The following is a 13,445-nucleotide window of genomic DNA, read 5'->3' as shown; positions in this document are numbered from 1 at the left end:
AGGGCCGTTGAAGACTACAACGTTGATAGGCAGGATGTGGAAGTGGTGTGAGCCATTAAGCTAACCTGTACTAATTACCCGTGAGGCTTAACCATACAACGCCAAACGCGTTTTATGACAGCGTAACGAACAGAAGTTAAGTTACTAAAGTAGACAATTACTTGATATCAGAATTCCAGATTTATTAATTTGCTCAAAAGAGCGAATTAAACCAAATTTGCTTGGTGACAATAGCGTTTTGGACCCACCTGACCCCATGCCGAACTCAGTAGTGAAACGAAACAGCGCCGATGATAGTGTAGCAGCTGCTATGTGAAAGTAGGTCATCGCCAGGCTCCAAATAAGAGAAAGCCCGATTCGAAAGAGTCGGGCTTTTTTGCGTTTGTAGCTTTCAGCTAGGTAGGTTGGGTAGAGCGGAGCGAAACCCAACACAATCCATGTGAACCTCTTCATAACCCATGGTTAAAAATTCTTAAAATCTCTACTGGTCTAACAGGTTAGCGATCTCTAAAACGGCTTATTTCACCTTGCGCTAATTCGTCTTTTATTAATGAACTTTACCTCTTCATTGTGCATGACGAATTACCACGCTGTTGGGTTCTTTAGTACAGAGCCTCCCTCAGCAATAACCCCGTAGGAGACACTTCAGTGCCGATTTCAGACCATAACAAACACATTCATGGCTAAAGCCATACCTACAAGTACACTTTGCCTAGAGCCTCCGGCAGAAGAAGACGCAGCAACAAACCCCCACACCGCGCGGCTGAACGCTGACGGCTGAAAGCTCTGTGTTGGGTTTCGCTTCGCTCTACCCAACCTACGCCAGGCCTTTAAACTTTTCCCCTTGCTAACTAGCAATTCACGACCCAATTTACCCTTTGTTGCAATTTTAATCTTGGTTTAGTACCTGAGCTATGTAAAACTATTTGCGTTTTTAAACCACAATCAGGTGACATGAATGTCTCAAATAAAAGCTTGGAAACTTATTAGCCTGTTTTGTTTGGTAAGCTTGCTTATGGGCTGTGAGTCGAAAGAAGAGCAGCTGAAACAAACAATACAACAATCCATAGAAAAAGCTGAAGTTGAATTAAATCAACTCGGTACAGCGCTTGATAATGGCTCTTTGCGTAATGCGACGATACTTAAACAATACGGCAAGGTGCTTGCTGAGCAGCAACCGCAACTTTCTGAGATCGCCCGTGTAATTAGTCTTGATGCCACTCGTGAAGGGGCTATTTATTCAGGTCTTACACAACGCTTAGCAGATGTGAAGTCTACTTATCTAATACCACCCTATGAAGATACGCTTCATCAACTTGACCTCATTCGTGATGCTGCCAAACCGTCTTTATTTCAAGATGCGCTTACCGATCCTATCAATATGCTTGCTGATATGTCGCAGGGGTCACTAGCACGGGTTGGTGCAATTAGTGAAGCTGCTGAAGGCGAAAGTGTTGGTAACCAGTTAGTTGGCAACCCTAACTATGGGCAGTGGCAAACGAATAGCAGTGGTACCAGCTTTTGGGTTTGGTACGGTATGTATCGTATGTTGGGCGATGTATTCGACCGAGTTGAATATGGTCGCTGGAGTCGTCATAGAAAGTATAGCTATTACAATGATTATGGCCGTTATCGTTATTCGAGCCCTAAGCAGATTAAAGCACAACAAACGGTAGAGACACGAACTCGACAGTCTTATCAACGCCAAGGTAAACAATTCACTAGTCCGTATGCCAAGAAACGTAGTGGCGCATCAGGATTAAGCCGTAGCAGCTATACGCCGCCACGCACACGTAGTAGCTATGCTTCTAGCAGTAGTTACAGTAAAAGCTCTGGGTCATTACGTAACAGCTCGAGCAGAACATCACGTGGCATTAGCCGCGGTAAGTAGTGAAAAGAATAACCACCGGAGTTACAACACATGTATGAATTTAATGGAATAACAACTTGGTCGTTGCAAGCTTTAGCAATCGACTTTGCAATCATTATCGCTTTATTTGTCAGCCTAAAATTTATTAAGGGTTGGGTATCTAACTTACACGCTAATGATGAAATAACTGAGCGTGACAATTTTGCTTTTGGTATTAGCTTTGCGGCAGGACTTGCGGCACTTGCTATTGTTCTTAGTGGCGTGAGCAGCGGCGCATTTGCACCGACCTTACAACAAGAAGCATTACAAATGCTAGGTTATGGTGTGATGGCGATTGTGCTTATCAAGCTAGGTCACTTCTTCCAAGACAAAGTAGCGCTTCGTAAAGTGAGCCTGCATGACGAAATCGTAAAAGGTAATGCGACTGCTGCACTCATTGATTTTGGCCATATTGTTAGTGTGGCTATCGTTATTCGCTCAGCTTTATTTTGGGTTGCGACAGAAGGCTGGCATGGTATTCCAATTGTGATCGCAGCTTTTGCCATTGGCAGCATTGCGATGCTACTGATCAGTCAATATCGCGTGCAGTTATTCAAGCATACTAATCGCAGTGGTGATTGCTTACAGCAAGCGGTTATTGACGGTAACTTAGCAGTAGGTATTCGTTATGCTGGCTTTTTAGTGGGTAGTGCATTGGCATTAACTGCTGCATCAGGTATTGCTCCTTATGCGGCTGACAACATTGTTGCTAGTTTAGGATACTGGGCATTAAGTGCAGCAGTGAGTTTAGTGGCTTTCATTTTACTACACTTAGTGACTATCAAAATCATTCTATCTGGTTGTGATATTTCAGATGAAGTGAACCGCCAGAAGAACGTAGGTGTAGCAGCAATCTCTGCAGCAATCTCATTTGCGATTGGTTCGACTATGGCAACCTTGTTAGGTGCCTAATTAAGTGTCTACTACAACAAGCGCCCCAAGTAGAGCCAATCTACTTGGGCATGATTTCCTATTAATAACTGTTATGGCCGTACTCGCTGGGTGCGGCCTTATTTATGAGTACCTGCTATCTCATTATGCTGGTCGTGTCTTAGGCTCAGTCGAGAGTGCCATTTATGCCATGATCGGCACCATGATTGTCGCTATGGGTATCGGTGCTTTTTTAGCGCGATGGTTTAAAGATGCGTTTACTGCTTTCGCATGGCTAGAGAGTATTATTGCTTTGGTCGGCATGGGCTGTATTTTAGCGATAGCGAGCGTTATCGCTGTCAGTTATTCACTGCCGCATATCTTCTCCGAAATTTTTAACCTGCCAGCAGATACTGTACTTAATGGCTATGTATTTGAAAAGCTACAAGAGTGGTCACGTTTCTTACCTTATGTGTTTGGTCTATTACTTGGGCTATTAATTGGTATGGAGATCCCGTTGATTGCGCGTATTCGTCAGCAAGTTTATGGGCGCTTTTTAGAAAATAATGCGGGAACTATTTACGGAGCGGATTATATCGGTGCCGGTGTCGGTGCTGCGATTTGGGTGAGCATTATGCTTGCGATGCCAATTATGCAAGCAGCGGCTTGGACGGCGTTGTTTAATATTATTGCCGGTCTCGTGTTTTTATGGCGCTATCATCAACATGTTCGCTTCGCTAAGTTACTGTTAGTTTGCCATGTGCTGTTGTTGGTGTTTTTTGCGTTTGTGCTCGTGCTTGGCACCAGCTGGATGAAAAACCTAAGTAATGTTTTATACAAAGATAAAGTTATCTACTCGCAAGCAACTAAGTATCAGCACCTAGTTTTAACTGAGCGTTTGAGCCGCAGTCAGCCCAATGCAATTACCGATCTTTACCTCAATGGCCGTTTACAATTCTCAAGTGTGGATGAGCAAATTTATCATTCAATGCTTGTCTATCCTGCTATGTTGGCCTCAAATCGCCATGACCGCGTGTTGATCATCGGTGGCGGTGACGGGCTTGCATTACGTGATGTTTTGAAGTGGCCAGTAGAGCATGTCACTCTGGTTGACTTAGATGGTCAGCTGTTAAACTTATTTGGTAATGATGTTGGCGACTATGATGCGCCAGAGAAAATCAGAACACGTTTAACAGCGCTAAATAAACATTCTATGAGCGACCCTCGTGCTGATATTCGCATTGCAGATGCCTTTTTAGAGGTCGAAGCAATGCTGGCAAAAGGCGAGCGCTTTGACACTATTTTAATTGACCTGCCAGACCCTAATCACCCTGATCTCAATAAGATGTACAGTGACTATTTTTACAATCATGTACGTCAGTTATTGGCGCCTGACGGGGCTGTGGCCGTGCAATCAACATCCCCTTATCATGCGAAGAAAGCATTTTTGAGTATTGCTAAAACAATGAAAGCTGCGGGTTTTGGTTATGTTGAGCAATACCAACAAAATATTCCTTCGTTTGGTCAATGGGGTTGGACAATCGCGACTACCGCTGGAAAATCAGCAAGTCAGCGAATTCGTGAAACTAACGAATTACCCGTGCCATCTCGTTGGGTAAGCAAAGAATATTTATTGGCTTCTTTTGTGTTTCCGAATCATTTTTTTGAACAAGTAAACACGATTGAAGTCAATAGATTAGGTTCTGGAACCTTATATGATTATTACCGCCAAGCGTGGCAAGTTGAAACCGAATTGTACAAAAATTGATATTTTATAGTTGACATAATATGTCGGCTATGCAAATCTTAACTCAGACATAATATGTCAAAACGTAAAAAGGTGAGACATGGAATTAAATGAACTATCAATCAAACTGGCTTCTTTTGAAACAGAAGGTGTGAGCTTTGAGTCTTTCTTGATTGCCAACGAAGGTGAGCAAGATGTGTTACAAGTTATCGTCGATGGGAATGATGAGTTACCTATCTTTGTTACTCAAACAGAAGAGCAATTACTGTGTATTAGCTACCTGTTTGCTGAAAACGAAGTACAAGCAGATATGCGTAATGAGTTAAACGAAACGTTACTACGTTTAAATGTACCAATTCCATTAAGTGCATTTGCAAAAATTGATGATAAATACGCTATTTTTGGCGCGTTATCGGTTAATTCATCGTTTGATGATATTACCCATGAGTTGGTAACACTGGCAGACAATGCGATTGATGCACTTGAAGCCGTGACCATTTATTTAAACGATTAATTAGCAATTTCTGGAGTTAAGATTATGAGTATTTTAAAGAAACTATTTACAGCTGTACGTGGTGGCGCTCGTGAAGCAGGACAAGCAATTGTTGATGCAAACGGTATCCGTATCTTTGAACAAGAAATTGCTGATGCACAAAATGCCTTACAACGCGCTAAGAAAAGCCTGACCGAAGTAATGGCAAAAGAGATGCAAACGAAGCGTAAAATTAGCGCACTAGATGCATCAATTGCTGAACATGAAGCGTATGCAGGCCAAGCACTTGAAAAAGGTAACGAAGCTCTTGCATTAGAAATCGCTGAAAAAATCGGTGATTTTGAAGCTGAAAAAGCAGAGCACGAAGAAGTGTTAGCTGGTTTTAGTAACCACATTGTGCAACTAAAGCAGCAAGTTAAAGAAGCTGAAAAGTCGATTAAAGAAAACCAACGTCAATTAACAATGGTTAAAACGACTGAAAGTGTGCAGCAAGCAACAATGGCTGTAAACAGCACGCTAAATACGAACAGCTCATCAATGACATCAGCACGTGAGTCTCTAGAGCGTATTAAACAACGCCAGCAAGACCGCCAAGATCAGTTAGGTGCGGCTAAGCAATTAGAAGCAGACACTAATGGCGATGATTTAAAAGCGAAAATGGCTGAAGCGGGTATTGGTGATACCAACCCGAAAAGCGCAGATATTTTGGCGCGTATTAAAGCAAAACAAAATAGCTAATCAGTTAACGGAAAGACAAAAGGTAACCCACGCACTGGGTTACCTTTTTTGCTTCAACAAGGAGTCAGCCAATGTTTAACTTTTTCAAATCTAAAAAAGCCCCAGAGCGTCAGCTTACTGATCCAAGCCAATTACTCGTTGGTGATATGCTGACGGTGATTGATTCGTTCGCTTACCCAAGTTGGTTAAAAGGACAGACACTGCGTGTTATTGATGTGCAAACGTATCAGTACCAACGTAGTGCAGAGTATGAGTTGGTACTCGAGAGTGAATCTGGCCAAGTGGTGTTTTTGCAAATTGAATCAGATGACGGTGAGCAATGGGCAAACTTTGCGATCAAAATTCAACGCGACGATGTTGATGAGATTTTTACCCTTGATGAGTTCGCTCGTATTTTTGATGAAGACGAATTAACGGCAATTAATGTACAAAATAGCCCGGAGCGTTTTAGTCACTTTTTAGCATCGAGCTACAAACAATCAGAAGCACCTTATGTGTGTTATTTCCATAATAAGGACTACCGTAATAAGCCTTTACCTCGTTATGAAGACGAAGGTGGTGAGCCGTGTGAAATGATCTGTTTAAGCTCAGATGATGAATCGCATAGTTTAAATATTGAGATTTGGGAAGGCGGTGAAACAGAGGTATCACTGACGTTAACCAGACCAATTAGCGATATTGTTGACTTATTTCCTGGGGATGCCAAGTGAGTGATGCAAAAGCCAAATGGCAGCGTCAGGAGCAAGCCGTTAGAGCCACGCAAATGGCGTTTGATTTAAGCTCTGAAGTGCAAAAATCAATTAAGAAGCAAGCCATTGACCAAGAGCTTACGCCATCAGATATGATCCGTAAGATTTTGGAGCTCGACGTTAAGTCGAAAAAAACCAGACAACGCTTATCGTTTAACTTAAATGATGAAGAGATTGCTTTATTGGCTGAGCGTTTTGGCGTTGCAGCCGATGATAAGCGTGCTGTGAAGCAGCGCGTGGCTGAATTACTCATTGAACACAGTAAAAAAAGCTAAGGTTTTGCCTTTACTTCTTTAAGCCCTTACACTGAGACTAGATGTTTTAAAGAAGTGGCATGACTGTGGATATTATTTTACTTGCGTATTTAGTTATTTTTGCATTATTTGGCACTGCAGCAAGTTACTTTGTTCGCTACATTTATGCTTACTGGGTGCATAATACAATGCAGCTTAAATACATATATAAGGCCGGGATTTGTATCATCAGCGTGGTGATAGTATCCGGCCTTATTGCATTATTTACTTAATCTCGATTGCTTGGCACTGCTGTGAAATACACAGCGATTGTACAGGCAGAACTGGTGAGCAATCGTTAACAGTTAATGCTTGATCAGATGACTTCTCAGCCGCTGTAATTCGCTCTGCAAGTTGCTCTGCTTGCTCTTGTGTGTTGTTTAACGTTGAATAAACCACATAGCGACTTGGGCCACCACATGCTCGCTCACCAACTTCTAACACTTTACATTGAAAACTCGCAGTACAGCTATTATTGCTAACGATATCGTTCAGCTGATCGTTTAAATCACCTAGATCAACGCGTGCAGAGCTACCCGACGTTGTTGTTTCGCAACCGCTTAAAGCAATGCTTGCTAACACAGTTGTGGTGATGAAAAGTTTCTTGAAAGTCGATGAACGAACCATTATTGCTTATTCCTTAGTATACACTTGCCGCTGAGCCTTCGATTCTAACACAAGTATTCTCAGAACACTGCGCACCTGGTGCGGTTAGATGCTGACAAATACTCATCATGTCGTTTGCTGCGTTAAATTGCTTTTCAAGGGCGGTGATATCTTTTGCAAGTTTTTCAACCTCAGCAGTGTCAGCTGTTTTGGTTGAATAAACAATGAAGCTACTTGGGCCGCCACAAGCACGACTACCTACAGGTAATACTTTACATTGGCTGCTGTTGTCACAGCTTGGATCATCGATTAATTGTTTAAGTTGCTCATGGGCAGAGCTAATAGTGGCTTTATCTGGGGCTGCTTTGGTCACTTCCTCAGCGTTTTTTATTTCAACGGCTTTTGGTGCCTCGACAAGTTTATTGCTGGTTGCCGTTGATTCGGCTTGCTCATTAGTTGCAGCGTCCGAGCACGCAGTTAATAACACAGGAAATAAAATTGCCAATAGTGGATAGCGCATAACATACCTAAAAATCGTTGAATAAGTACTCACTATCATACACATTGCTCAAAGCGGAGCAATAAAAACGTTTGCTTTCAGTAAGTAGCTCTGTATTCACAGAGCTACAAAAAGATAAAAGTTTATACCACTTTACAATAAGCGGGTATTACAAACCACCTTGGGTTAGTTTGGCGGGGTTCAGTAACTCGCTCAGTTCTTCGCGCGAAATATCCGTATGCTCTGCAGCAACATCAATAATAGGGCGACCTTCTTGATAAGCTAATTTGGCAATTTTTGCTGCTTTGCTATAGCCGATCACCGGATTAAGCGCGGTAACTAGAATTGGGTTTTTAGCGAGCGCTTTATCAACATTGCTTTGGTTTACTTTAAAGCTGGCAATCGCTTTATCTGCCAGTGCTTCACTGCTATTCGCCAGCAGTTCGATACTTTGCAAAATGTTTAAGGCAATCACAGGCAGCATTACATTGAGCTCAAAGTTACCCGCTTGACCAGCTACTGTAATGGTAGCGTCATTGCCAATGACTTGTGCGCTGACCATAGCGGCCGCTTCAGGGATCACTGGATTTACTTTACCCGGCATAATTGATGAGCCCGGCTGTAAAGCCTCAAGCTCAATTTCACCAATCCCTGCAAGAGGGCCTGAGTTCATCCAGCGTAAGTCATTGGCTATTTTCATTTGTGCTACGGCAAGTACCTTTAGCTGACCTGACAGCGCAACAATGGCATCTTGTGAACCGATGTTATAAAAGAAGTTTTTGCTTGAGCTAAAGCGAATACCCACATTCTCACTCAAGTGTTGGCAAAACTCACCGGCAAACGCTGGATCGGCATTAATACCTGTACCAACTGCTGTGCCACCTTGTGCAAGTTCACAAACTCGCTCAAGAGCTTGGCGAATACCAGCCATTGCATGATCCACTTGTAACTGCCATGCCGCCAGTGTTTGTGCAAAACTCACCGGCATTGCATCCATTAAGTGAGTGCGACCAGTTTTCACAATATGGCCCACTTCGGCTTGTTTATTTTGTAGGCTTTGACTGAGTTTATCGAGTTTAGGAAACAGCTCATAAATGATGTTAATAGCGCTACTTACAGCAATCGCAGTAGGGATCACATCATTTGAGCTTTGTCCCATGTTCACATCATCATTGGGGTGAACGGTTTCGCCTGCAAATTGGCTCGCCAGCGTTGCAATGACTTCATTGGCATTCATATTTGAGCTAGTGCCTGAGCCTGTCTGAAATACATCAACAGGAAACTCTGAAAAATGTTTACCATCGATGACCTCTTGGCATGCTTGCTCAATGGCTTTGGCTTTACCTTGGTTCAAATGGCCTAAAGCAGCATTACTTTGAGCGGCAGCTTGCTTAATGTAGGCGAGGGCGGTGATAAATTGCTTAGGCATGGCTAAGCCACTAATTTGAAAATTGTTGATAGCGCGTTGCGTTTGAGCTTGATACAACGCATTCGCAGGGACTTGTAGCTCACCCATGCTATCTGATTCGGTTCTAAATTGGCTCATAAACACTCCTAAATCGGGTTAAATTCTTGGCTGAGAAGGCACGCTTCTCGCTCCAAACTGAAATACTTTTCAATACAGTTATGAGTTTTGTAGTAACGCTTTAGCGCAAGTTGCGGTTTATAAAGCTGAGCCAAACATTGTTTACGAATTGCATTATGCACTAATGAATCACACATCTTTTCAAGTAATTCATGAAAGGTGCGTCTTAGATACAGCTCTTGCAAAATAAAGTTGTGATGCTTTTCGTAATAGCGTGCAATGTTTAAACCAGCTTCAACATAGTTAGCAACAAGCGCAGGGGCATGTAACCCAGGTCTTTGGCAAACACATTTCATTTGCCGCTGATAATGGAGCATAGCATTGTGAGAGTGCATAGAAAAACCGATTAACTGTAATGATAATTGTTATCATTACAGTTAATCGGTTTTAGTGCAAGTCTTATATAATGAAGCTAAGACTGAATGGATTAACTGTGTGTGATTAATTGTAGCCGAGAATAAAAATCTGGTCTGTTTCATGTTTTTTCGGCGCCTGTACATTTTCTTTGTTACATTGAGAAAGAAGATCGATCACGGTTGCTCTGTCGTCACAACTTGTTAAGGCGGCTTTTTCGCTTTCAGCTCGTTCGCTGGCTGCAAGTGCTGCATCTACAGCGGTGTAGGGTGAGATATACATAATATTGCTCCTATTGATTAATTCACTTAAGAAATAGCATAAGCTGTACCAATATTGATCAATAAATTTAACTAGTTGAAAATAATGGTTTTATATTTTTAACTAATAAATTCACCGCGACTTTATTATTTATTTTTGCTTTACTGTTGTGCACTAATTACCAAACATGGTGCACTAATTTGTATGGATAAACCCTTCTCTCAAGCCTGTGAAAACAACAAATTACCTATTTTAAACGTATTAGAAGCGTTCTTTTCTGATGTGACGGACGTATTAGAAGTCGGCTCAGGTACTGGGCAACATAGTGTGCATTTTGCAACGCATTTAGCACATTTGCAGTGGCATTGTAGCGATCGCAAGGTTAATCACCCGGGGATTTTACAATGGCATCAAGAAGCTGATTTAACTAACTTGCATGCGCCACTCATACTCGACCTTAATGATCCTTGGCCGATTGAAACAGTGAATGCCATTTTCACTGCGAATACAATGCACATTATTAGCTGGTCACTGGTGGATCGCTTTTTCCAAGGTGTAGCAAAACACTTAGCGCCTAAAGGTAAATTGTGTATTTATGGACCATTCAAGTACCAAGGTAAGTATACCAGTGCCAGTAATGCTGAATTCGATGCGTTTTTAAAACAGCAAGATGCACATAGTGCAATCCGTGATTTTGAAGCGATTTGCCAACTTGCAGAGCAAGCTGGCTTAACCTTTGTTGAAGATGTGCAAATGCCAGCGAATAACCAATTATTGCTGTTTAAAAGGCAGTAAGCTTTCGCATTGGTCTTTATAGAGCGCTATATGTTGGCGTTCTCTAGTAATAAAATCACTAATGGCAGCTGCAAACTCAGTGTGTTGAATATGATGCAGTGAATAGGTATTTACGGGCTTAAAACCGCGACTTATTTTATGCTCACCTTGCGCGCCAGAATGGAACTGCTTAAGTTTGTTGGTAATACAGTACTCAATACCTTGGTAATAGCAAAGCTCAAAGTGCAAACTATCAAGCTCATAGTTCGTTCCCCAGTATCGACCATAAAAACAATTCTGATCTTTAAAACTGAGTGTGGCGGCAATCACCTCTCCTTGATACTTAGCGAACATTAACACCAGTTTGTCGGCCATGCTTTGCTGTAATAGCTCAAAAAAGGCGGTATTCAAATAACCATTGTGGCCCGAGCGCTTCAAATAGGTTTGGCGGTAAAAATGACTAAATTGCTGCATGTGCTGTTTGCTGATGTCAGCACCTTCGAGCCATTCTACGGTTATCTGTTGTTCAGTTATTTTTGCGCGTTCTTTTTTGAGCGATTTACGTTTTCTTGCGGTGAGTGAAGCTAAAAAGTCCTCAAAGTCATTATAGCCTTCATTAAACCACTGAAACTGCACGCCATGACGTTGCATTACGGTGTTGCTAGTTAATGCAGTCGCTTGTTGCTGGTGGCAAAAATTTATATGCCAACCTGACCAGTCTAATTGCGCTGCTGTTGCTGTGAGTATGTGCTGAATGTACGCATAGACTTCAGCGGGCTTATTGTGATTTATACTAATTCGTTGCCCTGCAATAGGTGTGAATGGTACGCCACACAGCCATTTGGGGTAATACTCTAAGCCATGTTGTTGATAGGCTTCAGCCCAAGCCCAGTCAAATACATATTCACCATAAGAGTGGTGTTTTAGATACCCGGGTAGTAAGGCTATAACCTGTTCTTGCTGGTAAATTGCTAGGTGCATGGGTTGCCAGCCCGACGCTTCACTCACACAGCCTGTTTGCTCTAAAGCCGTTAAAAAAGCGTGATCAGTAAAGGGTGTATCATCGAAAAATGACTGCCATAGAGTGGCATCAATCTCGCTTATTTGATTAAACCAGCGGTGGCTAAACTTACTCATTGTGCAGCCGATTCAATATCTTTGATAAAATCGTTGATATGCATAGCAAGCTTATCGAAATAAGGGTTAAACGTGAGTCGTGCAAAGGGCTTGTGCGCTTGTAAATTTTCGGCTGTGCGTTCACCCATCACAACGTCTTTTTGGTATTTGCAGGCTGTATAAAGCGTGTCGTCATCTAAGTAGCTGCCGCAATTGCGATACAATGCTGTGCGACCGTAGTAAGGGTTGCTGGGTTTATTAACAATACCAATATGTGACATTCCTTTGATTTTTTTACAGTCATCGGTGTTGCAGTCATCACGAATTATTTGGTAATCAACTGGAAAGCTAGCTGGGATGTTATTGTCATCACCATAGTATACAAGCCGATCAAGCAGGTTATTCTTGCGCGTTTTTGGGTCGTGCAGCTTAGTTAAAATTTTAAAGGTCGCTTGGTTATCTATTGTGGTGTCAACATCACTAAAGGTGCTAAATATCGCTACATTAGGGAGGTGGCGATGACGTAGCTCATCAAGGCTAATACGGCTCATTGCTTCGTGACTAGCTGAGGCTGCACTAAATGGAAACGACTCATACTTGGCAAAATCAAGGTCCGCGTCTTTATCAATCCAATTCACAAATGGAATCGCATCGACCCATTTCGCTAGCCAACCGTTTTTATTGTGTGGCTCGCTTGCGGGTGAAAACAACATAGCAGCCGTAATTTTATTATCGACTGGGCCTTGAGTTAAGTAATCAATAACCAGTGCAGCACCGGTTGAGTAGCCCCCTAATATCACCTGATCAAAGTCTTTTAATGTGCGCTCAATGGCATACACGCTAGCCTTTTGCCAATCATCGGCATCGATGTCTCTAAGTGCTGCAGGAGCGGTACCATGCCCAGGGAGTAAAATTGTGCGTACCGTATACCCTTGTTGATAATACACTTGTGCAAGGTCGTGATAGGTAAAGGGTGAGTCGGTTAAACCGTGGATCAAGAGCACCGCTTTACGGCTATCGGCCTGTTTGAGTTCAAATGGGCTTATTAAATCAGCAACAGTTGCGTTAGCTGGTCGAGCGCCTTGTGCAACAAGTTGCTGATAGGTGTCTGTGTAAACAGGGCATGGCAAATTAGCACGCGGGTTTTCGCTACTAATTTGCAGGTAAGCAGCGGTTAAATAGTCATTAAATGCTTGCTCGATATTATAGCTAAAGGTGCTATGAGTGCGTGGCAATGGCTCTCTAAACAGCCCTTCGCGCTTACTTTTCATCATCAGTTCTTGGTCTTCAAGCTGAGTAAGGCAGGTTTGTTGCTGCGCCATTAATGAGCTGCTAAATAGCCCACTGATGGCCCAAGAGATAGCAACTAAGTTGATGAATTTCATATTTTAAGCATCCTTATAAAGCCTGTTTTTAGCTTATCGAGTTATGTTTTATTTGCAAGCAAGGTG

Annotated in this window: 16 protein-coding genes and 2 rRNA genes; 11 read left to right on the top strand and 7 right to left on the bottom strand. The window is 42.4% G+C overall.

The window, feature by feature from the left end; all coding sequences use genetic code 11:
• From L1266_RS14455 to L1266_RS14410, 10 genes are all read left to right on the top strand, one after another.
• Positions 1-95 (top strand): 23S ribosomal RNA (locus tag L1266_RS14455); the annotation flags it as partial.
• 125 nt (positions 96-220) lie between these two features.
• Positions 221-335, top strand: a 5S ribosomal RNA gene (gene rrf, locus L1266_RS14450).
• A gap of 623 nt (positions 336-958) precedes the next feature.
• Complete coding sequence (locus tag L1266_RS14445; RefSeq protein WP_054554600.1) at positions 959-1,891, top strand: hypothetical protein; 933 nt, start codon at positions 959-961, stop codon at positions 1,889-1,891.
• Between the two features lie 30 nt (positions 1,892-1,921).
• A complete protein-coding gene (locus tag L1266_RS14440; RefSeq protein WP_235377770.1) occupies positions 1,922-2,821 on the top strand; it encodes a DUF350 domain-containing protein in 900 nt (299 codons plus the stop codon).
• Between the two features lie 73 nt (positions 2,822-2,894).
• Positions 2,895-4,547, top strand: coding sequence for a polyamine aminopropyltransferase (locus L1266_RS14435; protein ID WP_244664400.1), 1,653 nt, complete (start codon positions 2,895-2,897; stop codon positions 4,545-4,547).
• Positions 4,548-4,626: 79 nt separating this feature from the next.
• Positions 4,627-5,040 carry a YjfI family protein gene (locus tag L1266_RS14430; RefSeq protein ID WP_054563728.1) on the top strand — a complete coding sequence of 138 codons (414 nt, stop codon included), beginning with the start codon at positions 4,627-4,629 and terminating at the stop codon, positions 5,038-5,040.
• A 24-nt stretch (positions 5,041-5,064) separates the two neighbouring features.
• On the top strand, positions 5,065-5,757 hold the full coding sequence (locus tag L1266_RS14425; RefSeq protein ID WP_054554603.1) for a PspA/IM30 family protein: 693 nt from the start codon (positions 5,065-5,067) through the stop codon (positions 5,755-5,757).
• A gap of 71 nt (positions 5,758-5,828) precedes the next feature.
• The gene (locus L1266_RS14420; protein ID WP_055199258.1) at positions 5,829-6,467 is read left to right on the top strand and encodes a hypothetical protein; all 639 of its coding nucleotides are present in this window, start codon (positions 5,829-5,831) and stop codon (positions 6,465-6,467) included.
• Positions 6,464-6,781, top strand: coding sequence for a hypothetical protein (locus L1266_RS14415; RefSeq protein WP_054554605.1), 318 nt, complete (start codon positions 6,464-6,466; stop codon positions 6,779-6,781). The genes L1266_RS14420 and L1266_RS14415 overlap by 4 nt, the downstream gene beginning before the upstream one ends.
• Positions 6,782-6,846: 65 nt before the next feature.
• Complete coding sequence (locus tag L1266_RS14410; protein ID WP_199529895.1) at positions 6,847-7,032, top strand: hypothetical protein; 186 nt, start codon at positions 6,847-6,849, stop codon at positions 7,030-7,032.
• Here L1266_RS14410 and L1266_RS14405 read toward each other — a convergent pair.
• From L1266_RS14405 to L1266_RS14385, 5 genes are all read right to left on the bottom strand, one after another.
• A complete protein-coding gene (locus tag L1266_RS14405; protein ID WP_058585357.1) occupies positions 7,025-7,426 on the bottom strand; it encodes a hypothetical protein in 402 nt (133 codons plus the stop codon). The two genes, L1266_RS14410 and L1266_RS14405, sit on opposite strands and share 8 nt — an antisense overlap.
• A gap of 13 nt (positions 7,427-7,439) precedes the next feature.
• Entirely contained in the window at positions 7,440-7,925 is a 486-nt protein-coding gene (locus tag L1266_RS14400) for a hypothetical protein (RefSeq protein WP_054554607.1), read from the bottom strand.
• Positions 7,926-8,073: 148 nt separating this feature from the next.
• The gene (locus L1266_RS14395; protein ID WP_199529858.1) at positions 8,074-9,450 is read right to left on the bottom strand and encodes a class II fumarate hydratase; all 1,377 of its coding nucleotides are present in this window, start codon (positions 9,448-9,450) and stop codon (positions 8,074-8,076) included.
• Between the two features lie 8 nt (positions 9,451-9,458).
• Positions 9,459-9,785: a hypothetical protein gene (locus L1266_RS14390; RefSeq protein ID WP_058585360.1), complete on the bottom strand. Its 327-nt coding sequence runs from the start codon at positions 9,783-9,785 to the stop codon at positions 9,459-9,461.
• Between the two features lie 145 nt (positions 9,786-9,930).
• Positions 9,931-10,125 carry a hypothetical protein gene (locus L1266_RS14385; RefSeq protein WP_054554610.1) on the bottom strand — a complete coding sequence of 65 codons (195 nt, stop codon included), beginning with the start codon at positions 10,123-10,125 and terminating at the stop codon, positions 9,931-9,933.
• A 183-nt stretch (positions 10,126-10,308) separates the two neighbouring features.
• Between L1266_RS14385 and L1266_RS14380 the strand changes: the two genes are divergently transcribed.
• On the top strand, positions 10,309-10,899 hold the full coding sequence (locus L1266_RS14380) for a DUF938 domain-containing protein (RefSeq protein WP_235377769.1): 591 nt from the start codon (positions 10,309-10,311) through the stop codon (positions 10,897-10,899).
• Here L1266_RS14380 and L1266_RS14375 read toward each other — a convergent pair.
• Together L1266_RS14375 and L1266_RS14370 are read right to left on the bottom strand one after the other, a co-directional pair.
• Positions 10,876-12,015, bottom strand: coding sequence for a GNAT family N-acetyltransferase (locus L1266_RS14375; RefSeq protein WP_235377768.1), 1,140 nt, complete (start codon positions 12,013-12,015; stop codon positions 10,876-10,878). The genes L1266_RS14380 and L1266_RS14375 overlap by 24 nt on opposite strands.
• Complete coding sequence (locus L1266_RS14370; RefSeq protein ID WP_199529861.1) at positions 12,012-13,379, bottom strand: alpha/beta hydrolase; 1,368 nt, start codon at positions 13,377-13,379, stop codon at positions 12,012-12,014. The genes L1266_RS14375 and L1266_RS14370 overlap by 4 nt, the downstream gene beginning before the upstream one ends.
• Positions 13,380-13,445 lie beyond the last annotated feature (66 nt).

The sequence above is a fragment of the Pseudoalteromonas sp. Cn5-37 genome (assembly GCF_021532495.1).
GTDB classification, from domain to species: Bacteria; Pseudomonadota; Gammaproteobacteria; order Enterobacterales; family Alteromonadaceae; genus Pseudoalteromonas; species Pseudoalteromonas simplex.
The sequence above is the reverse complement of the archived record's forward strand: the minus strand, read 5'-3'. Positions and strand labels throughout refer to the sequence as shown.

Coding starts and splice junctions, on each gene's coding strand:
- L1266_RS14430 (WP_054563728.1), top strand. CDS start 4,627: ATGGAATTAAATGAACTATCAATCAAACTGGCTTCTTTTGAAACAGAA.
- L1266_RS14390 (WP_058585360.1), bottom strand. CDS start 9,785: ATGAAATGTGTTTGCCAAAGACCTGGGTTACATGCCCCTGCGCTTGTT.
- L1266_RS14405 (WP_058585357.1), bottom strand. CDS start 7,426: ATGGTTCGTTCATCGACTTTCAAGAAACTTTTCATCACCACAACTGTG.
- L1266_RS14425 (WP_054554603.1), top strand. CDS start 5,065: ATGAGTATTTTAAAGAAACTATTTACAGCTGTACGTGGTGGCGCTCGT.
- L1266_RS14440 (WP_235377770.1), top strand. CDS start 1,922: ATGTATGAATTTAATGGAATAACAACTTGGTCGTTGCAAGCTTTAGCA.
- L1266_RS14420 (WP_055199258.1), top strand. CDS start 5,829: ATGTTTAACTTTTTCAAATCTAAAAAAGCCCCAGAGCGTCAGCTTACT.
- L1266_RS14445 (WP_054554600.1), top strand. CDS start 959: ATGTCTCAAATAAAAGCTTGGAAACTTATTAGCCTGTTTTGTTTGGTA.
- L1266_RS14400 (WP_054554607.1), bottom strand. CDS start 7,925: ATGCGCTATCCACTATTGGCAATTTTATTTCCTGTGTTATTAACTGCG.
- L1266_RS14385 (WP_054554610.1), bottom strand. CDS start 10,125: ATGTATATCTCACCCTACACCGCTGTAGATGCAGCACTTGCAGCCAGC.
- L1266_RS14370 (WP_199529861.1), bottom strand. CDS start 13,379: ATGAAATTCATCAACTTAGTTGCTATCTCTTGGGCCATCAGTGGGCTA.
- L1266_RS14375 (WP_235377768.1), bottom strand. CDS start 12,015: ATGAGTAAGTTTAGCCACCGCTGGTTTAATCAAATAAGCGAGATTGAT.
- L1266_RS14380 (WP_235377769.1), top strand. CDS start 10,309: ATGGATAAACCCTTCTCTCAAGCCTGTGAAAACAACAAATTACCTATT.
- L1266_RS14395 (WP_199529858.1), bottom strand. CDS start 9,450: ATGAGCCAATTTAGAACCGAATCAGATAGCATGGGTGAGCTACAAGTC.
- L1266_RS14435 (WP_244664400.1), top strand. CDS start 2,895: ATGGCCGTACTCGCTGGGTGCGGCCTTATTTATGAGTACCTGCTATCT.